General features: G+C 72.0%; 23 protein-coding genes. 9 read left to right on the forward strand and 14 right to left on the reverse strand.

Annotation, left to right across the window (positions count from 1 at the left end; all coding sequences use genetic code 11):
• The first annotated feature begins 136 nt into the window (after positions 1-136).
• The gene (locus ACFYVL_RS15010; RefSeq protein ID WP_389244618.1) at positions 137-1,303 is read left to right on the forward strand and encodes a winged helix DNA-binding domain-containing protein; all 1,167 of its coding nucleotides are present in this window, start codon (positions 137-139) and stop codon (positions 1,301-1,303) included.
• An 83-nt stretch (positions 1,304-1,386) separates the two neighbouring features.
• Here ACFYVL_RS15010 and ACFYVL_RS15015 read toward each other — a convergent pair whose 3' ends face one another.
• Positions 1,387-2,031, reverse strand: a complete 645-nt coding sequence (locus ACFYVL_RS15015) for a LysE family translocator (RefSeq protein WP_389244620.1) — start codon at positions 2,029-2,031, stop codon at positions 1,387-1,389.
• A gap of 152 nt (positions 2,032-2,183) precedes the next feature.
• On the reverse strand, positions 2,184-2,999 hold the full coding sequence (locus ACFYVL_RS15020; RefSeq protein ID WP_389244833.1) for a LuxR C-terminal-related transcriptional regulator: 816 nt from the start codon (positions 2,997-2,999) through the stop codon (positions 2,184-2,186).
• Between the two features lie 139 nt (positions 3,000-3,138).
• Between ACFYVL_RS15020 and ACFYVL_RS15025 the strand changes: the two genes are divergently transcribed.
• Complete coding sequence (locus ACFYVL_RS15025) at positions 3,139-4,914, forward strand: AMP-binding protein (protein WP_389244624.1); 1,776 nt, start codon at positions 3,139-3,141, stop codon at positions 4,912-4,914.
• Positions 4,915-5,058: 144 nt separating this feature from the next.
• Here the strand turns inward: ACFYVL_RS15025 and ACFYVL_RS15030 are convergent, their stop codons facing one another.
• A complete protein-coding gene (locus ACFYVL_RS15030) occupies positions 5,059-5,808 on the reverse strand; it encodes a helix-turn-helix domain-containing protein (protein ID WP_389244626.1) in 750 nt (249 codons plus the stop codon).
• A gap of 185 nt (positions 5,809-5,993) precedes the next feature.
• Here ACFYVL_RS15030 and ACFYVL_RS15035 point away from each other — a divergent pair, with 185 nt between their 5' ends.
• The gene (locus ACFYVL_RS15035) at positions 5,994-7,184 is read left to right on the forward strand and encodes a cytochrome P450 (RefSeq protein WP_389244628.1); all 1,191 of its coding nucleotides are present in this window, start codon (positions 5,994-5,996) and stop codon (positions 7,182-7,184) included.
• 156 nt (positions 7,185-7,340) lie between these two features.
• On the forward strand, positions 7,341-7,913 hold the full coding sequence (locus ACFYVL_RS15040; protein ID WP_389244631.1) for a dihydrofolate reductase family protein: 573 nt from the start codon (positions 7,341-7,343) through the stop codon (positions 7,911-7,913).
• Between the two features lie 129 nt (positions 7,914-8,042).
• Here ACFYVL_RS15040 and ACFYVL_RS15045 read toward each other — a convergent pair whose 3' ends face one another.
• Positions 8,043-8,402: an STAS domain-containing protein gene (locus tag ACFYVL_RS15045; RefSeq protein WP_389244633.1), complete on the reverse strand. Its 360-nt coding sequence runs from the start codon at positions 8,400-8,402 to the stop codon at positions 8,043-8,045.
• A 261-nt stretch (positions 8,403-8,663) separates the two neighbouring features.
• On the opposite strand from ACFYVL_RS15045, the gene ACFYVL_RS15050 reads away from it, so the two are divergent.
• Together ACFYVL_RS15050 and ACFYVL_RS15055 are read left to right on the forward strand one after the other, a co-directional pair.
• Positions 8,664-9,878, forward strand: coding sequence for a cytochrome P450 (locus tag ACFYVL_RS15050; RefSeq protein ID WP_389244635.1), 1,215 nt, complete (start codon positions 8,664-8,666; stop codon positions 9,876-9,878).
• Between the two features lie 55 nt (positions 9,879-9,933).
• Positions 9,934-10,125, forward strand: a complete 192-nt coding sequence (locus ACFYVL_RS15055; RefSeq protein WP_389244637.1) for a ferredoxin — start codon at positions 9,934-9,936, stop codon at positions 10,123-10,125.
• 77 nt (positions 10,126-10,202) lie between these two features.
• On the opposite strand, the gene ACFYVL_RS15060 is transcribed toward ACFYVL_RS15055, so the two are convergent.
• Positions 10,203-10,817, reverse strand: a complete 615-nt coding sequence (locus tag ACFYVL_RS15060; RefSeq protein ID WP_389244639.1) for a TetR/AcrR family transcriptional regulator — start codon at positions 10,815-10,817, stop codon at positions 10,203-10,205.
• A 199-nt stretch (positions 10,818-11,016) separates the two neighbouring features.
• Here ACFYVL_RS15060 and ACFYVL_RS15065 point away from each other — a divergent pair, with 199 nt between their 5' ends.
• A complete protein-coding gene (locus ACFYVL_RS15065; protein ID WP_389244641.1) occupies positions 11,017-12,558 on the forward strand; it encodes an MFS transporter in 1,542 nt (513 codons plus the stop codon).
• On the opposite strand, the gene ACFYVL_RS15070 is transcribed toward ACFYVL_RS15065, so the two are convergent.
• On the reverse strand, positions 12,536-13,324 hold the full coding sequence (locus ACFYVL_RS15070; RefSeq protein WP_389244643.1) for a thioesterase family protein: 789 nt from the start codon (positions 13,322-13,324) through the stop codon (positions 12,536-12,538). The two genes, ACFYVL_RS15065 and ACFYVL_RS15070, sit on opposite strands and share 23 nt — an antisense overlap.
• A gap of 108 nt (positions 13,325-13,432) precedes the next feature.
• Here ACFYVL_RS15070 and ACFYVL_RS15075 point away from each other — a divergent pair, with 108 nt between their 5' ends.
• The gene (locus tag ACFYVL_RS15075; RefSeq protein WP_389244835.1) at positions 13,433-15,034 is read left to right on the forward strand and encodes an AMP-binding protein; all 1,602 of its coding nucleotides are present in this window, start codon (positions 13,433-13,435) and stop codon (positions 15,032-15,034) included.
• 32 nt (positions 15,035-15,066) lie between these two features.
• Here the strand turns inward: ACFYVL_RS15075 and ACFYVL_RS15080 are convergent, their stop codons facing one another.
• From ACFYVL_RS15080 to ACFYVL_RS15115, 8 genes are all read right to left on the reverse strand, one after another.
• Positions 15,067-16,107 (reverse strand): ArsR/SmtB family transcription factor, encoded by a 1,041-nt coding sequence (locus ACFYVL_RS15080; RefSeq protein WP_389244645.1) that lies wholly within the window; start codon positions 16,105-16,107, stop codon positions 15,067-15,069.
• A gap of 282 nt (positions 16,108-16,389) precedes the next feature.
• Positions 16,390-17,076 (reverse strand): response regulator, encoded by a 687-nt coding sequence (locus ACFYVL_RS15085; protein WP_389244647.1) that lies wholly within the window; start codon positions 17,074-17,076, stop codon positions 16,390-16,392.
• Complete coding sequence (locus ACFYVL_RS15090; protein WP_389244649.1) at positions 17,073-18,248, reverse strand: sensor histidine kinase; 1,176 nt, start codon at positions 18,246-18,248, stop codon at positions 17,073-17,075. Before ACFYVL_RS15090 ends, ACFYVL_RS15085 begins: the two co-directional genes overlap by 4 nt.
• A 198-nt stretch (positions 18,249-18,446) precedes the next feature.
• Positions 18,447-20,075, reverse strand: coding sequence for a hypothetical protein (locus ACFYVL_RS15095; RefSeq protein ID WP_389244651.1), 1,629 nt, complete (start codon positions 20,073-20,075; stop codon positions 18,447-18,449).
• A complete protein-coding gene (locus ACFYVL_RS15100) occupies positions 20,072-20,965 on the reverse strand; it encodes an ABC transporter ATP-binding protein (protein WP_389244653.1) in 894 nt (297 codons plus the stop codon). Before ACFYVL_RS15100 ends, ACFYVL_RS15095 begins: the two co-directional genes overlap by 4 nt.
• Positions 20,966-20,967: 2 nt before the next feature.
• Positions 20,968-21,732 (reverse strand): DUF4097 family beta strand repeat-containing protein, encoded by a 765-nt coding sequence (locus ACFYVL_RS15105; RefSeq protein WP_389244655.1) that lies wholly within the window; start codon positions 21,730-21,732, stop codon positions 20,968-20,970.
• A 252-nt stretch (positions 21,733-21,984) separates the two neighbouring features.
• Positions 21,985-22,962, reverse strand: coding sequence for a TauD/TfdA family dioxygenase (locus ACFYVL_RS15110; RefSeq protein WP_389244657.1), 978 nt, complete (start codon positions 22,960-22,962; stop codon positions 21,985-21,987).
• A 47-nt stretch (positions 22,963-23,009) separates the two neighbouring features.
• Positions 23,010-23,207, reverse strand: a complete 198-nt coding sequence (locus ACFYVL_RS15115; protein WP_389244659.1) for an MbtH family protein — start codon at positions 23,205-23,207, stop codon at positions 23,010-23,012.
• A 251-nt stretch (positions 23,208-23,458) separates the two neighbouring features.
• Between ACFYVL_RS15115 and ACFYVL_RS15120 the strand changes: the two genes are divergently transcribed.
• Positions 23,459-24,466 (forward strand): SAM-dependent methyltransferase, encoded by a 1,008-nt coding sequence (locus tag ACFYVL_RS15120; RefSeq protein WP_389244661.1) that lies wholly within the window; start codon positions 23,459-23,461, stop codon positions 24,464-24,466.
• Positions 24,467-24,471: the final 5 nt, after the last annotated feature.

Genomic DNA, 24,471 nt, shown 5'->3' on the forward strand with positions numbered 1-24,471 from the left:
TGCGGGACGGGTGAGTGGTCAAGCGGAGAGTGGCAGGGGGGCGGGGCCGGGGCGAAGCGGTGCGGTCGGTTTCGGCCGGCCGTGCGAAGCCGATTGCGGACCGGGGCTGTCCGCAAGCTGCCGTACCGTGCGGAGCATGACGACGAGCGACAGGTCCCGCCCCGCCCCCGCGGCCCCCATCCTCAGCCCGCGCGCCCTCAACCGCGCCACCCTCGCCCGCCAGCTGCTGCTCACCCGTACCGCCATGCCCGCCAAGGACGCCGTGCGGCACCTGGTCGGCCTCCAGGCGCAGAACACCAGGCCGCCGTACCTGGCCCTCGCCGCCCGGCTCGACGGGTTCGACCCGCAGGAGCTGTCCGGGCTGATGGAGTCCCGCGAGGTCGCCCGCATCGTCACCATGCGTTCGACCCTGCACACCCTCACCGCCGACGACTGTCTCGCCCTGCGCCCGCTGGTCCAGCCCGTCATCGACCGCGAACTGCGTATCTTCCTCAAGCGGTCGCCCGGCGTCGACATCGCCGAGCTGGCGCCGCTGGCCAGGGAACTCGTCGAGGAGCGGCCCCGCTCGCTCAAGGAGCTCCGCGAAGGCCTCCTGAAGCGCTGGCCGGACAACGACCCGCAGGCCCTGGCCACCCTCGCCCGCTGTGCGCTGCCCCTCCTCCAGACCACCCCGCGCGGCCTCTGGGGCCGGAGCGGACAGGTCACCCTGACCACCTCCCGCGCCTGGTTCGGCCGGCCGGAGCCCGAGTACTCCCCGGCACAGACCGACGCACTCCTCGACGCGACCGTGCTGCGCTACCTCGGCGCCTTCGGCCCCGCCTCCGTACGGGACATGCAGAGCTGGTGCGGGCTGACCCGGCTGCGCCCCGCCTTCGAACGGCTCAGGCCCCGGCTGCTGGCCTTCCGCGACGTACAGGGCACCGAACTCTTCGACCTCCCCGACGCGCCCCGCCCCGACGAGGACACCCCCGCCCCGGTCCGGCTCCTCCCGGAGTTCGACAACCTGCTTCTCTCGCACGCCGACCGCAGCCGCGTCGTGCCGCCCGAGCACGCCTCCCGCACCTGGTACGTCAACACCAGCTACAGCACCGTCCTGGTCGACGGACTGCTCGCCGGGATCTGGCGCGCGCAGGAGCCGAAGAAGGACGGCAGGGCCACCCTCACCGTCGAACTCTTCGCCGACGCCGGCCGCGCCCGGCGCACGGAGATCGCCGAGGAGGCCGTACGCACACTGGAGCTGCTGAGCCCCGGAGCGGACCACGACGTGCGGTTCGGCGAGTTCTACGGGACGAAGGCCGGGTGAGGCCATGACGCGCGTACGGCCCTGGCCGGGGCCGGTACGCGCGGCCCGGCCCCTGCCCAATTCGACCCGCCCCGCCCCGTCCGTCAGTCCGCCCGGCCGGTCGCCGCCACCGTCACGCCCAGCCCGATCATCGCGAAGCCGCCCGCCCCGCCGATCATCGAAAGCCGCCGGTCCGAGCGGGCGAACCAGGCCCGCGCCGCCGACGCGCCCAGCCCCCACAGCGTGTCCGTCACCAGCCCGATCGTCACCGGTACCAGCCCCAGCAGCAGCATCTGGAGCGGCAGGTGCCCGGCCGAGTGGTCCACGAACTGGGGGAGCACCGCGGCGAAGAAGACGATGCCCTTGGGGTTCGTCAGCCCGACGAACAGTCCGTCCAGCACCGTCCGCAGATCACCGCGCCGCTCGCCCGCCGGAGCCGCCATGTCGGCGGCCCGCATGTCCCTGCGGTGCCGGAAGGCATGGACGCCCAGGAACACCAGGTACGCGGCCCCCGCCAGCTTCACCGCCAGGAACACCGCGGCCGAACTCTCCACCAGCGCCCCGATGCCCAGCGCCACCGCGACCACCAGCGCGTACGAGCCGATCAGGTTGCCGAGCACCGTGGCGAGCGCCGTGCGCCTGCCGTGCGCGAGGGCCCGGCCGATCACGAACAGCACGCTCGGCCCCGGAATCGCGATCACCAGCAGCGACATCGCCGCGAAGGCCAGTACGCGCTCGGTGGACACCATGTCCTCACCACCCCTTGCCGTCACCCGGGCGCGACAAGCCCGGGAGCCCGTCCCCGGACGAGCCAGGAGCCCATCCAAACAGGGGCCGGTGGCGTCCTGCCAGAGCGTCCCGCCCGCGCCTTCCCCTGGGGCCTCCCGGCGGCCCGCCGTCCTCACGGCAGCAGCCCCTCCCGCCGGGCCGCCACCACCGCCTCACCACGGGTGTGCGCCCCCAGCTTGCGCATCACCGACCGCAGATAGCCCTTCACGGTCTCCGGGCGCAGCCCCAGCCGCTCGGCGGTCGTCGCGTTCGTCGCGCCCGAGGCGACGCACGCCAGGACGTCCGTCTCGCGCGGGGTCAGCGTCACCCGGTGCTCCCGCACCGGCGGACCCTCCCGCAACGGCCGCCAGGAGTCGGCCAGCTTGCCGCAGACCGCGAGGAGTTCGCCGCGCAGCAGCGGATCGGTCAGCCGCGGGGCCAGCGCCCGCAGCTCGGCGTGGGCCTCGCGGACCTGCTCCCAGGCGGCCGGGCCGAGGCCGGGGTCGCGGGTCACGTCCAGCAGCCGCCGCACCTCGTCCCGCACGGTCAGCGCCTGTTCCACCTGCCGGGCGGCGTCCAGCGCCGCGTCCGCCGTCCGGTCGCCGAGCGCCTGCGGGGTGCGCAGGGCCCCGTACAGCACGCCGCGCACCTTGCGCCGTACGATCACCGGCACCGCCAGCACCGAGCGCAGGCCCTCCGCCCGGACCGCGGCGTCGTACTCGTGGCTGATGTGCCGCGACGCCAGGTACTCGGTGACCGCGCACGGCCGCAGCAGGGCGATCGACTTCCCGCCGAGGCCGACCCCGGCGGATATCAGCAGCCCCTGCAACGCCTGTGTGGAGGTGCCGCTCAGCTCGGCGATCCGCAGCTCCCGTTGCCCGTTCAGCAGACCGCCGAACGCCACCGGCAGACCGGTGGCGCGCCGCAGCCGCAGCAGGGCCGCGCGCATCTCGGCCCCGTGGGCGGAAGGCGGCGAGGAGTGGTCGGTCACGTGCGGTTTCCTTATCGGTCCACCCCCGTACGGGGGTGGTGAGAACCGGGCCATTGCCACAGGATGCTAGCGACCACGGTCGGTACGAGGAGGACAGATGACGGCGACGAACACAGGAGCGGGCTCCGACGCGGGATCGGACACGGCACGGGACGAAAGCCAGAGCGGAAGCCCGATCGGGGGTTCGACCGCGAGCGCCGCGGCGGACTTCCGGGCCGCCCGTGACTTCCTGCTGGCGCACCGCGAGGACTACCGGGCCGCGTACGACGGCTTCCGGTGGCCGCGCCCGGCACACTTCAACTGGGCCCTCGACTGGTTCGACGCCATCGCCGACGGCAACACCCGCACCGCCCTGCACATCGTGGAGGAGGACGGCCGCGAGACCACCCTCAGCTACGCGGACGTCTCGCACCGCTCCTCCCAGGTCGCCAACTGGCTCCGGGAACAGGGGGTTTCGGCCGGGGACCGGATCGTCGTGATGCTCGGCAACCAGCAGGAGCTCTGGCTGACCGCCCTCGCCGCGATGAAGCTGCGCGCGGTCGTCATCCCCGCCACCCCGCTGCTCGGCCCGGTCGACCTGCGCGACCGGATCGAGCGCGGCGGAGCGCGGCACGTGGTCGTACGGGACGAGGACACCGCCAAGTTCGACGAGGTGCCGGGGGAGTACACCCGTATCGCGGTACGGGGCTTCGAGGCGTCCGGAGTCCCGGCGGGCTGGCTCGACCTCGACGCGAGCCGCGGCGCGTCCGGCGACTTCGCCCCGGACGGCGAGACCCCCGCGGCGGATCCGCTGATGCTCTACTTCACCTCCGGCACCACCGCCCGCCCCAAGCTCGTCGAGCACAGCCACGTCTCGTACCCCATCGGCCATCTGGCCACCATGTACTGGATCGGTCTCCAGCCCGGCGACGTGCACCTCAACATCTCCTCGCCCGGCTGGGCCAAGCACGCCTGGTCCAACCTCTTCGCCCCGTGGAACGCCGAGGCCACCGTCTTCCTCCTCAACTACAGCCGCTTCGACGCGAACCGGCTGATGGCCGAGATGGACCGGGCCGGCGTCACGTCCTTCTGCGCCCCGCCCACCGTCTGGCGCATGCTCATCCAGGCCGACCTCACCCGGCTCGCGAACCCGCCCAGGGAGGCGCTGGGGGCGGGCGAGCCGCTGAACCCCGAGGTGATCGAGACCGTCCGCCGCGAGTGGGGCGTCACCATCCGCGACGGATTCGGCCAGACCGAGACCTGCGTCCAGGTCGCCAACACCCCGGGCCAGCTGCTCAAGGCCGGTTCGATGGGCCGCCCCAGCCCCGGGTACGTGGTCGAACTCCTCGACCCCGTCACCGGAAAGCCGGGCGCCGCCGAGGGCGAGATCTGTCTCGACCTCTCCGCCCACCCCGTCGGCCTGATGACCGGCTACCACGGCGATGCGGAGCGCACCGCGGAGGCGATGGCCGACGGCTACTACCGCACCGGGGACATCGGCGCGCGGGACGCGGACGGCTATCTCACCTACGTGGGCCGGCGCGACGACGTGTTCAAGGCGTCCGACTACAAGATCTCGCCCTTCGAGCTGGAGAGCGCCCTGCTGGAACACGAGGCGGTGGCCGAGGCGGCCGTGGTGCCCGCGCCCGACCCGCTGCGGCTCGCCGTGCCCAAGGCGTACGTCGTCCTCGCGGAGGGCTGGGAGCCGGGGGCCGAGGCGGCGCGGGCGATCTTCGCGCACTCCCGCTCGGTCCTCGCCCCGTACAAGCGGGTCAAGCGGATCGAGTTCGCCGAACTGCCCAAGACCATCTCGGGCAAGATCCGCCGCATCGAACTGCGCGAGCGGACCGAGCGGGGGTCGGCGGGGGAGTACGCGGAGGAGGACTTCAGGTGACGCCGGGCGGCTGACGGCGGTCCGGCGCGGCGGCGTCGCCGTGCGTGGGTGTCCCCGTGCGTGGGCGTCCCCGTGCGGCGGCGTTCCCGTGCGTCGTGGCCTCCCCCGCGTCGGTGGCCCCGTGCCGTCCGGCGTCCCGTGGCGTCACGACAGGAGGTGCCGCCAGCGGCGGGCCGAGTCCATGGTGTCCGAGATGACGTGGTCCAGGAACGTCCCGCCGCGGGTCAGCCGTTGGCCCACCGGGCTGTCCGGGCCGAGCCGCTGAGCCGCCGTCAGCGCCAGCCCGGTCAGCGCGAGCGTCTGCCGCGAGCCGACGACGAGCGAGTGGTACCAGGCCTCGTCGTCGAGCACGTAGATGTCCCGGCGCCGCCGGTGGTCGCGCTCGCGGCGGATGTAGCCGTGCTGGAGCAGGTAGTTCACCGCCACCGAGACGGAGGCCGGGCTGACCCGCAGCCCGTCGGCCAGTTCGGCGGCGGTGTGCCTGCCGTCCTCCGCCAGCAGCAGAGCGACGTGCACCCGCGCCGTCGTCCTCGGCAGCCCGGTCATGACCACCAGGTCGATGATCTCCTCCTCGACGGTGCGGGCCGCGCCTCCCGTGTCCCGCGCCTCGCCCGCACCTGTGGTCCCTCCCGCACCCGCGGTCCCTCCCGGGCCGGGCTGCCCGGCGGTGTGCGTACGGGGCCGCTCCGGGGCGCCGCGCCGGGCGCGCCGGACCGTCGCCCGGTGTGCCTGCTCGGGCCGGTAGTCCCCGGGCCCGCCGTTGCGGGCGATCTCGCGGCTGACGGTCGAGGTCGGCCTGCCGAGCCGCCTGGCGATCTCCGCGTACGGGAGTCCGTCGGAGAGACCCGCCGCGATCCGGCGGCGTTCCTGCGGGGTCAAACGTCCTCCTGGCATGTCGCCCAGTATTGCCTTCGGCGCCACTCATTGCAACGTTTCATTGCATTCGAGCGCATCGTCATTGCATCAATATTCCGCTCTTCAGCTGGAAGTTCGGCCTTTTCGTGATTGACGCCCCGCGCGAAAGCAACGTAGCTTTCAGTAGAGGCAAAACACGTCATATCGCGAGATGAGGACGAGTCATGGGTGACTCCCCGTACACCGTCGCGGCGATGCCGACGGAGCGCAGGCCCGGCTGCCCCTTCGACCCTCCGGCCGAGCTGACCGAGGCCCGCGCGCACGGACCGGTCAGCAGGTTCACCCACCCGGGCGGCAAACCCGGCTGGATGATCACCGGGTACGACGAGGTGCGGGCGGTCCTGGCCGACCCGCGCTTCAGCTCCCGCAAGGAGCTGATGAACGTGGTCGACTTCGCCATACCGCCCGCGCCGCCCGGCGAGTTCCTGCTCATGGACCCGCCGGAGCACGGGCGTTACCGCAAGCCGCTGATCGGCAGGTTCACCGTGCGGCGGATGCGGCTGCTCACCGAGCGGGTGGAGCAGATCACCGCCCAGTGCCTGGACGCGATGGCCGCGGCGGGGCCGGGCGCCGACCTGGTCACCGCGTTCGCCAAGCCCATCCCCACCATCGTCATCTGCGAACTGCTCGGGGTGCCGTACGCGGACCGGGGCTCCTTCCAGGAGCAGATCGACACGTTCATGGGCGGCGAGAGCGACGAGGCCGACCTCGTGGCGGCCTACACCGCGACCCAGGAGTACCTGGCGCACCTCGTGACCGCCAAGCGCGCGAACCCCACCGACGACGTGCTCAGCGAACTCACCCGAGGCGACCTCACCGACGAGGAACTGCGCGGCATCAGCCTGATCCTGCTCGCCGCCGGCCTCGACACCACCGCCAACATGCTGGCGCTCGGCACCTTCGCCCTGCTGCGGAACCCGGACCAACTGGCCGCGCTGCGGGCCCGGCCCGAGCTGACCGACCGGGCCGTGGAGGAACTGCTGCGCTATCTGACCGTCGCCAAGTCGTTCATGCGCACGGCCCTGGAGGACGTCGAGGTGGGCGGCCACCTCGTCGAGGCGGGCACCACCGTCGTCCTCTCGTACCACACCGCCAACCACGACCCCGCGCGCTTCACCGGCCCCGGGGAACTGGACCTGGACAGGCAGGAGGGCGGGCACCTGGCCTTCGGGCACGGCATCCACCAGTGCCTGGGCCAGCAGTTGGCCCGGGTGGAGATGCGGGTGGCGTTCCCCGCGCTCCTCCGGCGCTTCCCCGCGCTGCGGCTCGCGGTGCCCGAACGGGAGGTGGTGCTGCGTCCGGAGAGCGCCGACATCTACGGGGTGAAGAGCCTTCCGGTCTCCTGGGACGCATGACCGGCGTACGACCGATGAGTTCTCGCACATCCGTCGGTCTTATACGGCAACAGGCGCCGCGGCGGGGTTAGGTTCACTCCCGTACGGCGCAGTGATGACAGTCGACAACCTGCCCGGACCCTCGTGGTCCGGGCACCCGATACCGAGGAATTCCCGATGCGCACCCTGATCAGCACGGCCTTCGTCTCGCTCGACGGCGTCATGGAGGCACCCGGCGGCGAGCCCGGCTACCGCAACTCCGGATGGACCTTCAAGGAGATCGAGTTCGTCCCCGAGGCGTTCGAGATCAAGGGCCGCGAGCAGCAGGAGGCCACCGCGATGCTGTTCGGCAGGACCAGCTACGAGGCGTTCAGCCCCGTGTGGCCGGACATGGCGGAGTTCGCCGAGTACAAGCCGATGCCCAAGTACATCGTCTCCACCACCCTCACCGACGACCGGCTGGTGGACAACTGGGGCGAGCAGACGATCCTGCGCTCGCTCGACGAGGTCCGCGCGCTCAAGGAGACCGAGGGCGGCCCGATCATCATGCACGGCAGCTCCGCCCTGAACCAGGCCCTGTCGGACGCCGGTCTGATCGACCGTTACCACCTGCTCGTCTTCCCGCTGCTGCTCGGTGCGGGCAAGCGGCTCTTCAGCGCCACGGACAAGGACACCCAGAAGCTGAAGCTCGTCGAGCACGAGGCGTACGCCAACGGTCTGCAGAAGAACGTCTTCGACGTCGTCCGCTGACCCCCGGGGCGCCGACGCGCGAGGGGTCGTGACAGGGGAAGTTCCCGCCAGGACGTGTCCGTGGCGGGAACTTCCCTTTTCCGTCGGGGGGTTCCTCCGTCCGTAGTCGGGGGTGTGTGTTCCTTGCGGTCAGATCCGCGACGCCTCCTCGACGCTGTCGCGGACGTCGAGTATCTGGTCGGCGCCGGTGATCTCCAGCAGGCGCAGCACCTGCGCGGTGGGCGCCACCAGCCGCAGCCGGACGAGCCCGTTGACGTGCAGCAGGAGGTTGAGGAAGGAGGAGTCGCCGAAGGTGATGCCGCTCGCGTCCAGCACCACGACGGCGTGCTGGGCGGCGGCCTGCTCCAGGGCGTTCTGGAGCGGTTCCAGGTTCTCGATGTCGAGGTCGCCGACCTCGGTGACGACACATACGCCGTCGGCCAGGGGCGGCACCCCGCCGACGGATTTCGTGACGGGCGCGCCGGCATCGCGCTTTCTCGATTCAGACATCTCCGCAACCTACCGGCCCACGCTCCCCAACCCCATGGGGAACGGCCGGAATCCATCGCTCCTTCCGATAGTCGGGTATCGGTTGTGTTACGCTCCGCGCAAGAGATAGTCAGGTATCACTTAGTGGTGGGCGCTCCGGTTCCGGGCGGCCGGCAGCGAGTGGCCGGCCGCGTCCAGCGGCCGGCGGTCGCGCGCGGTCGGCCCGTCGCCCCCTCCCGGGGCCGCACCACGCGTCTTGGCGTACGCCAGCGAGGAGAGACCATGACCGCCCCCACCTCCGCACCGCAACTGCCCTTCGCACGCCCCAACGCCCTCGACATCGCGCCCCTGTTGGGGCTGCTGCGCGCGAAGGGGCCGCTGGCGCGGGTGACCACCCCCGCCGGGGACCCGGCCTGGCTGGTGACGGCCTACGAGGAGTCGCGCGCGATCCTCGGCGACAAGCGCTTCGGCAAGGCGCACCCCGCCCCCGAGGACGCGACGAAGATCTCCAGTGCCGCGATCCAGTCCGGGCCCTCCGGCAGCTTCGAGGACGAGGAGCGCGAGCACGCGCGGATGCGCAAGGTGCTCGCCCCCGCCTTCTCCGCGCCCCGGATGCGCCGACTCGGCAGCCGTATCGAGGAGTTGACCGAACGCTGCCTCGACGAGATGGAGCAGGCCCGCGCCGCCGACCCGCAGGCACCCGTGAACCTGCACGAGCACCTCTCGTTCCCGTTGCCGGTCCAGGTGATCTGCGAACTCCTGGGCGTGCCGCAGTCCGACCGCGAACTGCTGCGCGACTGGTCCGAGCGCATCGGCATGCTCGACGGCGGCGCCGACGGGCAACGGGCGATGGCGGACTTCCAGGCGTACATGAGCCGCCTCGCCGAGGAGAAGCGGGAGCGGCCGGGCCAGGACGTGGTCACCGACATCCTCGCGGTGCAGGCCGAGGACCCCACCTTCACCGAGGACGAGATGACCCGGCTGGCGGCCGGACTGCTCTTCGCCGGGCACGAGACGACCTCGACCCGCATCGACTTCGGCACGCTGTTCCTGCTGAGCGACCCGGCCCGCCGGGACCGCTTCGCCGCCGACCCCGAGGGCCTGGTGCACGCCACCGTCGAGGAGATCCTGCGGATGTCCGCCCCCGGCGGCCTGGGCCTGCTGCGGTACGCGCGCGAGGACGTGCCCGTCGGAGGCACCACCATCGCCCGCGGCGACGCCGTCATCATCGCGATCAACGCGGCCAACCGCGACGACGCCGCGTTCGCCGACCCGGACGCCTTCGACCCGGCCCGCGCCGCCAACGCGCACCTGGCCTTCGGGCACGGCGGCCACTACTGCATCGGCAACGCGCTGGCCCGCACCGAGATGCGCATCGCCTTCACCGCCCTGTTCCGCCGCTTCCCCGGGCTGCGGCTCTCGGTCGACCCGCACTCCCTGCCCGAGCACTCCGAGCGGCTCACCGGCGGCGTGGCCGAGGTCCCGGTCGAGTGGTGAGCGTCGCTCCGGTCCGGACGACCGGTCGCCCGTTACGAGAAGAAGGAGGCCACCCGTGAAGGTGGAAGTGGAACAGTCCCGGTGTGTCGCGTCGGGACAGTGCGCCATGACGGCGCCCGCGGTCTTCGACCAGAGCGACGACGACGGGACGGTGGTCGTGCTCGACGCCGCCCCGGCACCCCCGGAACAGGGCCGGGCGAGGCAGGCCGCGGCCATGTGCCCCGGTTCGGCGATCCTCCTTCGCTAGCGCGGGTGGGCGGGTCCGGCGGCACCCCGGCGGAGTCCGCTCCGCCGGGGCCCGGTGCGGCCGTGCCGACGGGCCGCTCAGCGCTCCTGGCGCCGCAGCGGGGGAGCGGCGTTGGGCAGCGGTCCCGCGGCGGCGGGGGAGAGGCCGTCCAGCATCAGCGCGACGTACCGCCGCCAGCCGCCCTCGCCGGGCTCCATCGTCCACAACACGCTGACCAGCATGAACATGATCCGGCGGACGTCCTCGGAAACGAGGTCCTGGCGGATCACCCCGGCCCGCTGGCCCTGCTGGACGAGCGGGTCCAGAGCGTCGAAGAACCGGTCGCCGATCTCGGCCGTCAGCACACCCGCGTTCCGTGCGGCGGTCAGCGCGTTGTAGTTGTCGGCGGCGGAGAACAGGGCGGCCTCCAGCACCTCCGCCAGCCCCCGCAGCGGATCGGAGTCCTGCTGCGCCCGGCCGAGCGCGGGCCGCACCTGCTCGGTGAACTGCTGGTCCAGCATGGCGTGCAGCAGGGCGCCCTTGTCCGGGAAGCGGCGGAACAGCGTCGCGATCCCCACCCCGGCCCGCCGGGCGATCTCGTCGAGCGGGGCGTCGGGCCCGCGCTCGGCGAAGACCGCACGGGCGGCCCGGACGATCTTCTCGGAATTGCGGGCCGCGTCTGCGCGCAGGGGCCTGGGGGTCTCGGTCGGCATGCCTCCACTCTAGCAAGTGATAGTCGACGATCGTTTCGTGTTGACAGCCCCGCCCGCCGAACTGATAGTTGGCTATTGATTGAGTCCGGAGCGGCACGTCCCTCCGGGCCGAACCGCCCCGGGCTCCCCGTTCCGAGACCCGCCTCCGTGTGCCCCGCCGCCGCGCGCCGCACCTGCCGAAATCCGAGGAATCCCCTCCATGTCCCATCCGTCCACGGCCCCCCGACCCGGCGGAGCCGCCGTTCCCCGCACCGGCGAAACGGCACCCCGCACCGGCGGAGTGGTCGCGACGCTCGCGCTCGCCGGCGTCACCGCCGCGGTGATGCAGACCCTCGTCACACCGCTGCTCGCCGACCTGCCCCGGCTGCTCGACACCTCCGCCTCCAACGCGGCCTGGGTCATCACCGCGACCCTCCTGGTCGCGGGCGTCTGCGTGCCCGTCAGCGGGCGGCTCGGCGACCTGCTGGGCAAGCGCCGCATGCTGCTGGCCTGCGCGGTGCCGCTCATCGTGGGGTCCGTCGTCTGCGCGCTCGCCGTCGGCGTCGTACCGATGATCGTCGGGCGCGGTCTGCAGGGGGTCGGCATGGGCATGATCCCGCTCGGGATCGCGCTGCTGCGCGACGTGGTGCCCGCCGAGAAGCTCAGCTCCTCGATCGCGCTGGTCAGCGCCTCCATGGGGATCGGCGGCGGCATCGGACTGCCGGTGGCCGCGGCGGTCGCCCAGTACACGAGCTGGCGCCTGCTGTTCTGGGGCGCCGCGGCCCTGGCCGCGGCCGTCGCTGTCATGATCTTCGCCTTCGTCCCCGACGTGCCGCCGGGCGCCAAGGGCCAGCGCTTCGACGCGGTGGGCGCCGTGGGGCTCGCCGTCGGCCTGGTGTCCCTGCTGCTCGCCGTGTCCAAGGGGGCCGACTGGGGCTGGAGTTCGGCCACCACGCTGGCGCTCTTCGCCGTCGCCGTGGTGACCCTGGCGGCGTGGGCCCGGTTCGAGTGGCGCACCCGGGACCCGCTGGTGGACCTGCGCACCACCGTCCGGCCCCGCGTCCTGCTCACCAACATCGCCTCCGTCCTCATCGGCTTCGGCATGTACGCGAGCATGCTGGTGGTCCCGCAGCTCCTCCAGTACCCCGCGGCCACCGGCTTCGGCCTGGGGCAGTCCATGCTGGCCGCCGGCCTGTGGATGCTGCCCGGCGGACTGATGATGATGGCCGTCTCGCCCCTCGGCGGAAAGCTCACCAACGCCCGGGGCCCCAGGGCCACCCTGGTCTGCGGAGCCCTCGTGCTTGCCGCCGGCTACCTCGCCTCGCTGCTGCTCTCCGGCACCGCCTGGGGCCTCATGATCGCGATGATGGTCATGAACAGCGGGGTGGCCCTCGCCTACGGCGCCATGCCCGCCCTCATCATGAGCGCCGTCCCGCTCACCGAGACCGGCGCCGCCAACGGCTTCAACGCGCTGATGCGCTCGCTGGGCACCTCCATCGGTGCGGCCGTCGTGGGTGTCGTACTGGCCCAGCTGACCACCACCGTCGGCGGCCACACCTTCACCTCCGAGAGCGGCTTCCGGCTCGCCCTCGTCATCGGCTGCGCGCTCGCCCTCGCCTCGGCGGCCATCGCCGCCGTCATCCCGGCCGCCCCGGCCTCCGGAACCCCGGCCGCCGACGCCCCGGCCTCCGACGCCCCGCAGGAGAGCGGGCCGGCGGTGGACGGCGAGCGGCGCCCGGCTACCGCGAAGGACGGACGGTGAGCATCTGCTGGGCGTGCCCGACCGGTCCCAGGACGTCGTGCAGGACCGTGCTGGTGATGCCCTGACCGGTGGGGCCGAAGACGACCGTGGTGTCCAGCCCGGTCCAGCGGCCCTCCGGCCGGCGGTGCAGATGCAGCGTCAGATCGACGTTCGGGAAGATCCACTCGTCGGGCGACTGCCGTGCGGCGATGCCGTTCGCGGTGTCGACGAGCGCGACGTACGACGCCAACGGGCCGACGGTGCGCCCGGCGACGAGGTCCAGCTCCGTGGAGAGCCAGGCGGTCGCACGCCCCGGACGCGGCTGCCCGACCGGGCGCACGTCGACCGAGGCGATGTACCCGCCGGGCCACAGGGCGGCCATGTCCCAGGACGGCAGGCCCTCCGGCGGCGCGAGCCGGTCGGCGCCGCCGCCCGCCACGGCGGCGGTGTCGACCGCGGCCAGCAGCCAGGCCCTGGCACGCACCACGGGGCGCCCCGCTATCAGCGCGACCGCCTCCACCAGCTCGATGGTGCGGCCCGGCCGGACGGTCTCCACCCGGATCTCGCACTCGTCCAGGGCGATCCGGCCGAGGATGTCGAAGGAGATCCGGGACATGATCAGGTCGTCGTCCGGCCGGGCCGTGGCCAGATGGCGCTCCATGGCGTGCACGAGCAGGCCGCCGAACGGGCTGAAGTGCACCTCCGCGGTGTTCCACGCGCCGCCCGCGTGGGCGGTGGGCTTGTAGCGGTGCTCGTCGATGGCCTCGTAGTAGCTGCCGTTGCTCATCAAGGTCCTTCCTCTCGGGCCGGGGCGCGGTCGCGACGACGGTGAACGATCACGATCCCACGGACAGACCCTAGTCAGCCCGGTGATCCACACGGCATGCTGACCTCCATGGCCGCGCTCTCGTACACCCACGGAACAGGCACGACGCCGCTCCTCGGCGACACCGTCGGCAGCGCTCTCGACCGGGCGGTGGCAGCCTTCCCGGACCGGGAGGCGATGGTCGACGTCGTCTCGGGCCGGCGCTGGACCTACGCGCAACTCGGCCGTGAGGTGGACGAGTTGGCGCGCGGGCTGCTCGCGCGCGGGATCGCCAAGGGCGACCGGGTCGGGATCTGGGCGGTGAACTGCCCCGAGTGGGTGCTCGTGCAGTACGCCACCGCCCGGATCGGCGCGGTGATGGTCAACATCAACCCCGCCTACCGGTCGCACGAGCTGGCCTACGTGCTCAACCAGTCGGGCGTGAGCCTGCTCGTCGCCTCGCTCACCCACAAGGGCAGCGACTACCGGGCGCTCGCGGGGTCGGTCGCGGCCGACTGCCCGGCGCTGCGCTCCGTGCACCACATCGGCGACCCGAGCTGGCGGGAACTGACCGAGCGGCTCGCCACGGAGGAGGAACTGGCGCTCCGATCGGCCGAGTTGAGCTGCGACGACCCGATCAACATCCAGTACACCTCCGGCACCACCGGCTTCGCCAAGGGCGCCACCCTCTCCCACCACAACATCCTCAACAACGGATACTTCGTGGGCGAGTTGGTCGGCTACACGGAGAATGACCGGATCTGTGTCCCGGTGCCCTTCTACCACTGCTTCGGCATGGTCATGGGCAACCTCGCCGCCCTCACCCACGGCTCCTGCGTCGTGATCCCCGCCCCGTCCTTCGAGCCCGCCGCCACCCTGCGCGCCGTCGCGGAGGAACGCTGCACCTCGCTGTACGGCGTACCGACGATGTTCATCGCGGAGCTGGGACTGCCCGACTTCGGCTCGTACGACCTCGCCTCCCTGCGCACCGGCATCATGGCCGGATCGCCGTGCCCCACGGAGGTCATGAAGCGGGTCGTCGCCGAGATGCACATGGCCGAGGTGGCCATCTGCTACGGCATGACCGAGACCTCCCCGGTGTCCACCCAGACCCGGCGCGACGACGACCTGGAGCGGCGCACCGGCACCGTGGGGCGGGTGCTGCCGCACCTGGAGATCAAGGTCGTCGACCCCTCGACCGGGGCCACCCTGCCGCGCGGCGAGAGCGGTGAACTGTGCACCCGCGGCTACAGCGTGATGCTCGGCTACTGGGACGAGCCGCTCAAGACCGCCCAGGTCATCGACGCGGCACGGTGGATGCACACCGGGGACCTCGCCGAGATGGGCGAGGACGGCTACGTCCGGATCGTCGGCCGGATCAAGGACATGATCATCCGCGGTGGCGAGAACATCTCCCCGCGCGAGATCGAGGAGTTCCTGTACGGCCACCCGAAGATCGCGGACGTGCAGGTCGTCGGCGTCCCCGACGAACGGTACGGCGAGGAGATCCTGGCCTGCGTCGTCCCCCGCGACCCGGCGGACCCGCCGACGGCCGAGGAGATCGCCGACCACTGCCGGGGCGCCCTGGCGCACTACAAGGTGCCGCGCCGGGTGGAGATCATGGAAGCGTTCCCGCTGACCGTCAGCGGGAAGGTGCGCAAGGTCGAACTGCGTGAGCGGTACGGGAGCTGACGGGCGGCGCGTGCTTCCCGGCCGCGGCGGTCTCACCAGATGTCGGAGAGCGTCCTGCGGTTGTCCGGACGCCCGCGCCGGGAGGGGACGTTCGCTCCGCCGGAGCGGCCCCCGGCCCTGCCGACCTGCTGGGGCACCCCGTCCACCAGCCGCTGCCGCCGGGGTTCCTGCGGCGGCTCGGCCGGGGTCTGGACACCGCTGAGCAGCGAGCGGCCGAGCGGCGTCACGGTGTGCAGAGCGTGGTTGCGGGTCCTGAGCGTGGCGATCAGCCCGGCGGCGCGCAGCACCGAGGTGTGCTGGCTGACGGCGGCGTTGGAGACACCGATCCGGTCGGCGATCTCACTGTTGGTGCTGGTGGTTCCGCTGAGCAGGGCTTCCAGCAGGGCGGCCCGGGTGCGGCCGACGAGACTGGCCAGGGCTTCCCCCCGGTCGGTGTCGGACGCCCGCTCGTGCCGGGGCGCGCCGAGCAGGTGCTGCACCCGGGAGTCCGGGCGTATCGGGAACAGCAGGCTCGGCGTGGGGCTGTGGTCGACCGGCCGGGAGTGCGGGGCGGTGGCGAGAGGGGCGGCCAGGAACAGGGACGGCACGATCAAGAGCCCGCGGCCCTGCAAATCGATCGTCGTGTCGTCGTCGTCCTCCACTTCGAGCACCGGGGCGCTCCAGTGCACCCGCGGGTGCAGCGTCCGCAGCAGGTTCTCCACCCCGGAACTGCTCACGATCTGCCGGTAGGCGTCGGTGTCGCGCAGCAGCCTGCCGCTGATGTACTCCCAGTACGGCAGGACGGCCACCGCCGCGAACTCGTCGACCAGATCGCCCGGTTCGCCGCCCGCACCGGTGCGTGCCGGGCGCGCCGGGGCCGGGGTGCCGCGCAGTTCCCGCGGGGAGAGCCCGGAGTCCGCGAACCGGAGCAGACGCCGGTGGAGGTCCTGTTTACCGCGGATGACGTTGGTGACGGCCTGGTGCCACCGGCGGAAGTGTCCGCCGGAGTTGTTCAGCCAGCTCTCCAGGGCGAAAACCGCCTCGGTTCCCGTGGTCGGTGGCCCGCCGATACGGACGCGTGCAAGGTCCTGCATGGAAAGAACGATGCGGCTCAACGGTCTTTCTCCCCCTCCGCCTTCGGGGGTTCGACCAGGTGCGACGACGATCGAAACCCCGTTCGATGTAGGGCAAGCTTGTCCCGGGAGGGGCGGTCGGGGGTATCCCCCTTTCGGGAGATCTTTGAAAGCAGGGGCGGGAGCGGCGTTTTGAGGTGTGAGTGACGGAAAGTTGGACAGTGGACCGAGTTTTCCCCGGGTCGCGGGTGGCGGGCGGGTGAGGTGGAGGTGTCCGCCGGGTGACCGCGCGGCAGCTCGGTCTCAGCGCTCGTACTCGGTGGCCCCGCCCGGGTGCGCCGTTCGGCTCTCCCAGGCCCAGGCCGCGATCTCGACCCGGTTGCGTACCCCCAACTTCGTCTGGATGTTGGCGAGGTGCGACTTGGTGGTGGAGAGCGAGACGGCCAGCGAGCGGGAGATCTCCTGGTTGGTGAGACCTCGCGCGACCAGCCGGGCCACCGCGGTCTCCCGCTCGGTGAGCACCGACGGCGCGACGGGACGCGGGGCGGACACCTCGGGGGAGCCGGCCGAGAAGCGCTTCAGCAGCCGGACCGTGATCGAGGGACAGACCATCGCGTCGCCGGCCGCGACTGCCCGCACGGCCTCGATCAGGAGCGTGGGGCCGCTGTCCTTGAGGAGGAAGCCCTGGGCACCGCCGCGCAGGCTGCCGTAGACGTACTCGTCCAGGTCGAACGTGGTGACCACCACGACGCGCAGCGGGTCGATCACCTCGGGGCCCGCCAGGAGCCGGGTGACCTCCAGGCCGTTGAGCCGCGGCATGCTGATGTCGACCAGGCAGACGTCGGGCCGCAGCCGCCGGGCCATCTCGACGCAGGCGGCGCCGTCCGCCGCCTCGCCCACCACCTCGATGTCGCTCTGGCTGTCCAGGATCAGCCGGAAGCCGGTGCGGACCATGTTCTGGTCGTCGGCGATGAGTACCTTGATCGTCACGGCTGCGGCCTCCAGGCCTCGGGGTGTGCGTCGCGGACGGGCAGAAGGGCGGTCAGTTCCCATCCCCCTGCCGCGTCGGCCCGATGGGTGAGTGTGCCACCGACCGCGCGCACGCGTTCGCGGAGCCGCAGGAGTCCGTTGCCCCGCTGCCGCGACTGGGGCATGTGCCGTGTCCGGGGCGGCCTGCCGCCCGCGGGCGGACCGTTGCGCACGGTGGCCCGCAGCCCCTCGGGGCCGAGCACGACGGACACGGCGAGGTCCGTGGCGTCCGGGGTGTGCAGCCGGACGTTGCTCAGCCCCTCGGTTATCAACCGGTGGGTGGTGGTGACGATCTCCGGGGCGAGCTGGGTGGAGAGCGCCGGCTCCGCCAGTTCGAGGAGCACCTCGTGCCCGCCGCGGCGAAAGGAGTCCACCAGGGCGGGTATGTGCGCGAGGCTCTGGGCGGGCAGCAGCGAGGAGGCGAGCTGCCCGGACTCCTCGCGCCGGAAGGAGATCAACTGGCGTATGGAGTCCAGCGATTCGATGCCCGCCCGCTCGATGTCGTTGAGCACCGGCACCACGTCGCGCTGCCCCGACTCGCAGATCGCCTGACCCGCCTGGGCCAGCACGATGATCCCGGTGACGTGGTGGGCCACGAAGTCGTGCAGGTCGTTGGCGAGTTCCTGCAGCTCCTCCTGGCGGACCTGTTCCCTGTCGTACGCACGGCGGGTGTCGGCCGCGCGGACGTACACGCCCAGGGCGATGACGCACGCCGCCACCAGGAGCAGGAGCAGCATGCTCAGGACGATGCCGGACGCGCTCCTGGCCACCCGGGCGCCGAGCAGGACCAGGGCGAGCAGGGGAGCAGCGCAGCTGAGGAACGCCCGCGGCCCGGCCCGGAAGCGGCGGACGGAGGTCGCCAGCAGCACGCTCAGGGCGAGCAGTTCCACCAGCCCGGGGGTGTCCGGTTCGCCGCCGCGCACCACCAGGAAGCCGGTGCACAGCAGCGACCACAGCGAGGCCGCCGCGGTCCGCACGTGCCGGGAACCGTACGGCGCGGACAGCACCAGGGCGGCGGGGACCAGACCGGCCGTGGGCAGCAGCGGCCCGCTGGTGTCGAGGCTCATCACGAGGTCGACCAGAGCCAGCACCCCGAAGGCTACGGCCAGACAGATCCGCACGGCGGTGGACATTGCGGACGGCGGGGGCTTGGGGAGCGGCGCGGGGGAGCCGGCGGTGGACGGAGGGAGGTCGTTGACGTCTTGCGGGCGGCGGAGGCGCATCTGCCGGGGGCCGGCCTTTCGGATCGCGCGGGGGCAACGGGGCGAGGGACCGGTCCGACCGGCCCCTCGCCCCGTCGCCGCCCGCCGGGGCTGCGGTCGGGGGACTGCTCAGCGGCGGGCGCCGCGCACCGCGGCCACCGCGAAAGCGGCCAGGGCCAGGAGGAGGGCGACGGTCGCGACGGCTCCGGCCGGGGGGCCGCCGTCGGGCACCACCCCGAGAAAATCCACCTCGGAGACGCGGTTGAACATCGCGTACCAGAGCAGCGGGTACAGCGACTGGAAGAGCCGCGGCCCCCGGCTCGCCATGCCGCACAGCAGCGCCAGCGCGGGCACCACCAGGACGCCCGCGAGCGCCGCGGTCACTGCGGCGGTGTCCCCGGCGACGGCCAGCCTGACCAGCGGCACCACGGTCATCGCCAGCGCGACCGTGATACCGGCCAGCAGTCCCGCCAGCAGCCTGCGCAGGCCGCCGGGGCAGGCCGCGAGAAGGTCGACGAGGCTGCCGGCCCCCGCGTGGTGGCCCAGCCGCGACCACAGCAGCACGGGCCAGAGCATGGCGACCGCCAGCAGCGGATGGTGCACGTTCTCGATCGGGACCAGGGCCGCGGTCAGCGTGATCACCGGAACGCCGAGCCACCACCAGCGCAACCCCTGCACCAGCACGCGCAGTTCCCCGACGAACGTGGGCAGCAGGGCGGCACCCGTGCGCGGGGCGGTGGTCTGCGCGAGGGTACGGCTGAAGGCGGTGCTGCCCGAGGGCTCCGGGACCGCGGGCGGGACCTGCCCGCCGGACGGGGCCACGGCACCGTCCGTCCGCTCCGCGGTCCCTGCCGTGCCCTTGTCCGCGCGGCGGCCCGCCGGGGGCCACTGGGCGCCGGACGGGTCGAACCTGCGGAACCAGAGGGCGGCCAGCAGGCCCACCACGAGTGCGCCGACGAGCAGCAGGACGGCGTTGGCCAGCAGGCCGCCGCCGAGGTCCCCGATGCCCAGCCCGTCCCAGTCGAAGGCGGTCAGCGGGCGGTCGCTGGCGGTGAGGCCCACGCCGAAGCGCAGGGCGCCCGCGGGGTGCCCGGACGCCTCGATCGCCCGGACCATCGACTCGCTGATCCGCCCCATGCCCAGCAGGTCGTAGCCGCTGGACGCCTGGGCGGCCATGATGCCGCCGAGCCAGACGACGAACCAGACCAGGGCGCCGGGGCCGCCGCGCAGACCGGGCACGGTGTCGAAGAGGACCGCGCAGCCCGCGACGAACGCCAGCAGCGGCAGCGCGATCACCACGAAGGGCAGCAGCAGCCGCACGACGTCCACCTGGGTGGACTCGCCCTTGATCAGCTGGACGGCCAGCGAGGTGACGGCGAGCGCCAGCAGCATCGAGCCGAGCAACAGCAGATTGCTGCAGAACTTGCCGGCCAGATAGGAGATCCGGCTCATCGGGGTGGCGGCGAGGATCTGCCCCACACCGTTCTGCTCGTCCTTGGCGACGGTGCCGCGGGTGATGTTGAAACCCGCCAGGGCCAGCCACACCGCGCCGCCGAGCGCGGTGACGGTCCCCACGTATCCACTGGTGTAGATGCCGCGGTAGCCGCTGATCTGGAAGATCTGCCAGGTCGACGACCCGATCGGAGCCGCCAGGAGCCCCAGTGCCAGGGCCCCGAGCAGGACCACGAGATAGGCCGGCCGCCGCCTGCGGTCCCTGAAGTCGGCGACGGCGAGCGCCGCGACGGTTCCCCCGCTCACCGCACACCCGCCGCGGGTGCCGTGGCGGAGACGGAGGACAGCAGCAGGTAGGCGTCGTCCAGCCGGGGCCTGACCTGGTCGGCGCCGGGCAGCGGCTGCTGCGCGGCGAGCACCCGGGCCTGCACGCCCTGCGGGGTGCGCACCGTCCCGCTGAGGACGTACCGGGAGCGCAGGGCGGCGAGCCGGTCGGAGTCCACGGTGACCTGCCACACCGAGCCCTCGGCGAGCCGCAGCAGCTCCTCCGGGGTGCCGTGCCTGACCAGCCGGCCCTGCCCCATGACGGCGATGTGGTCGGCGCTGGTGGCGACGTCCGAGACGATGTGGGTGGAGAGGATCACGATCCGCTCGGAGCCGAGGCCGGTGAGCAGGTTGCTGAACCGCATCCGCTCCTCCGGGTCGAGGCCCACGGTGGGTTCGTCGACGATCAGCAGCCGGGGGTCGTTGAGCAGGGCCTGGGCGATGCCCACCCGCTGGCGCATGCCGCCGGACATCGAGCCGAGCCGCTGCTTGGCCGCGCCGGAGAGGTTGACGAGGTCGAGCAGCTCCTCGATCCGCGCTCCGGCGGAGCGGCCGTGCAGTCCCTTGGCGGCTGCCATGTACGACAGGAACTCCCGGGCGGTCAGCTGCGGGTACACCCCGAAGTCCTGCGGCAGGTAGCCGATGGTCCGGCGCAGCGGGCCGGGGTTCGCGGCGATGTCCACGCCCTCCCACAGCACCTGGCCCGACGTGGGCCTGGTGACCGTGGCCAGGACGCGCATCAGGCTCGACTTGCCCGCCCCGTTGGAGCCGAGCAGCCCGAGGACCCCGGGGCGCAGCGTGAGGCTGAAGGAGTCCACCGCGCGTTTGCCGCCGCGGTACACCTTGGTCAGCTCGTTGATCTGGAGTTCCATGGTCAGGCCTTCGTGTTGACGCGGATGACGCCGGCCTGGGTGGCCGCGGTGATGGTGCGGGGGGAGCCGGCGTCCTCGTGCACCTCGATGTGCGGGTTGGTCGAGCCGGCCTTGGCGGACACCCGGTAGCGGGTGGCGTCCTGGGGGACCCGGACGGTGATGCTGCCGGTGTTGGAGTCCGCCTTCACCTCGGAGGGGGCCTTGGCGAAGGCGAGTTCGATGCTGCCGTTGTCGTTGCCGACGTCGACGGAGGGCGAGGTCAGACCGCCGGCGTTGATCCGGCCCGAATCGGTACGGATCTTCAGCGGGGCGGAGGCGTTCTCGACGTCCGCGGTGCCCCGGCCCAGGTTCAGGTCCAGGGCGCCGTCCAGGCCCTTGGCCGCGACACCCGCCGAGCCCTTGCCCTGCACGGTGACCGCGGTGCCCTTGGGGACGTACACGGTGTACTCGGCCTTGCAGTTGAGCACGAGGCCGCTGCACTTCCCGGCGAGGGAGAGGGTGCTGCCCTTCAGGTCCCATGAGGCGTTGCCCTCCTTGGCGGCCTGTCCGGCGAGCTTGCGGGAGACGCGCAGGGTGCTGCCCTCGGCGGGCAGCAGGACCAGGTCCTTGTCCGTCTCCACCGTCAGTCGTTCTCCCTGGAAGGGGAAGTCCTTGGCGTCGTTGACGGGGTCGGCGGAGAGGTCGTTGCCCGCGCCGCAGCCGGTGAGGGCGAGGGACAGCGTGCAGACGGCGGCCAGTACGACCGACCGGGTATTCGGCTTCTTCATGCGATTCATGCTCTCTGCGAGGGCGGGACGGCCACATCTCCCGATAGGTAGAGATGCGCGGGGCCTCTGGTCCTTTCGGCCGGGGCACACACCTCGTCCCTCCGGCCGGGGGACGGTGGCCGGGCGTGACCGGGCGTGAAAAGAAAGGAGCCCGCCCCGCGTGCCGGTGAGGGCGCGCGGGGCAGGCGGGGGGAGGGGGTGAGCCGGGGGCGGGGCGGTCGGGGCGCCGTGTCCGGTGGTGCGGGCGGGGCGTCAGACGAGGACGGAGCGCTGCCCGGTGAGGGCGCTGATCCGCCGCGCGTCACGGGTGAGGTTGACCCTCTTGAGCCAGCGGTCGGTGCCGTCGAAGCGGCAGTGGAACGGCTCCCGGCCGTGCACCACCTGGTGGTTGTCGATGAAGACCAGCTCGCCGGGGGCGAGCGCGACCCGCTCGATGTGCCGGCCGAGCGTCTTCTGCACCGCGTCCACCGCCGCCGCGGCGGGGCCGTCGTCGGGCAGCGGCTCCATGAAGTCCAGGTCGAAGCGGAGGTACGGAGCCTCGCGCGGGCCGTACAGCACGGCGCCGGAGGGTGCCTCGGCCGGGTCGTCGCCGCTGCCCGCGTCGATCTGGTGGGAGTCGTCGGGGAAGAAGCGGAAGCGCTCCTGGAACAGGACCTCGCGCACCTCGTCCGTCAGCTCCAGCGCGTCGGCCCGTACGTACGTGGTGCCCACCTGGGTGGGATTGCGCAGGCACAGCAGCGCCACGTAGTCGGCGCGGCAGGGGTGGAAGACGTCCTCCGTGTGGAAGTTCAGCTCCCTGGTGCTGCTGGCGCTGGTGAGCGAGTCGCCGGCCTCGGGGGTGGGGCAGACGTCGTGGACGAGCCGGCCGGCCTGCTGGCTGGTCCAGCCGAAGGGCTCGGCCAGACCCGCCCCGCACAGCGCCAGTACGGCCTCCTCGCGCAGGCCGGCCCGTCGTTCGGCGGACAGCTCCCAGCCGACCGGGGTGGGTGCCAGGTCCGCCGCGATCGGCAGGTTGGCGAGCACGGTGACCGCCGGGCTCTGCGTACGGACCCCGGCGAGGAACGTGCGGAGCCGTTCCGGCAGCCGCTGGGCAGCGACCGAGGCCGCGGCGGACATGCGGGTCGGGTCCCCGTCGCCGTCGAGCGAAGCGAGGAACTCGTCGGCGAGAGTTCCGACGGCAAGTCGTTCATCTTCGTGCAACCGCAGCGTGGACACCGATTCCCTTTCCATTGTTCCGGAGTTCTGTACAGGCCCGCTCCTGCCGGCCGTGTTCGTATTCATACCGAGACGCTGCGCGGGCGAATATCGGTCCAATGCTCTTCGATGTACGAAAGGCATTCCTGGCGCGCGTGCGGACCGTATTTGCTTTCCCAGCCCGACGGCACCTCCATGAAGTCCGGCCAGAGGCTGTGCTGATTCTCCTCGTTGACCAGTACGAGAAATGATGCGTCGGGATTTTCGAAAGGATTGCTCACGGATCTCTCCCTGCTTCGTGACGGGCGGGGGCAGCGCTCATGGTTGAGGCGGTCCGTGCGGCGGGGCAAGTTCATTAAGGCACGTCTTAATCTTGACATTCGGAATGCTGCATTCGGCTTTTTGAACACAGTTCAGCAGCCTGAATAGTGCTTCTGAGCTGCGATTATCAGGCGCTGCTTAATCGGCTGGTGTTGTCGGGGTGCGCCGGACAACACTGAGTCGACCCGCTGGAAACGAACCGGAGGCATCCATGTCGATTGCTGAAGTGGTGAGGTCCGGAGGACAACTCACCGCAACTGACATCTACAACTCGGCCGTGGCGTCGTGGGCCATTTCCGCCGCCTGGGAGGTGGGCGTTCTCGACGAGTTGAACGGCGCCGCGAACCTGGACGTCGTGGAGCTCGCCGAGAAACTCGGCCTCGACCCGATCGCCACCCGGGGCATGCTCCAGGCGCTCGCCTCGGTGGAGATCGTGACGCGCGACGGCGACACCGTCGGCCCCGGGCCGCTGTTCGACGAGGTGAACAGCTACCGCTCCTACTTCCACTGGCTGAGCCGCGGCTGCTCGGGCCTCTACACGGAAATGCCCTCGGTGCTCAAGAAGGAGAACCGGCTCGGGGCCTTCTACCACCGGGACGGCGCGGCCATCAGCTACGCCTGCCGCGAGCTGTCGGAGTTCTCCTTCGACCCGGCCTTCTGGGCCGCCATGGACCGGCTGCCCACCGACTTCGCGGTCGCGGCCGACCTCGGCTGCGGCAGCGGCGAGCGGCTCATCCAGATCGCCCGCAAGTACCCCCACACCCGTGGCATCGGCCTCGACATCGGCCGGCCCGCCGTGGAGATGACACTGCGCGAGGCGGCCAGGGCCGGCTTCGGCGACCGCATCACGGCGTTCCAGGCGGACGCCCGCGACCTCGCCGCGCACGCCGAGTTCGACGAGGTGGAGCTCCTCACCTGCTTCATGATGGGCCACGACTTCTGGCCCCGGGAGAACGCGGTGAAGTCGCTGCGCACGCTGCGCGAGCGCTTCCCCAACGTGCGCCGGTTCCTGCTCGGCGACACCACCCGCACCGTCGGTTACCAGGACCGCGACATCCCGCTGTTCAACCTCGGCTTCGAGTCCGCCCACGACCTGATGGGGCAGTACATCCCCACCATCGACGAGTGGCACGGACTGTTCTCGGAGACCGGCTGGACCCTCGTCGGCGAAGTGCCGATCGGCTCCCCGGCCGCCTCCGTCGTCTTCGAACTGGAGTGACCAGG

The organism is Streptomyces sp. NPDC004111 (genome assembly GCF_042874215.1).
In the GTDB taxonomy this organism is placed as follows: domain Bacteria; phylum Actinomycetota; class Actinomycetes; order Streptomycetales; family Streptomycetaceae; genus Streptomyces.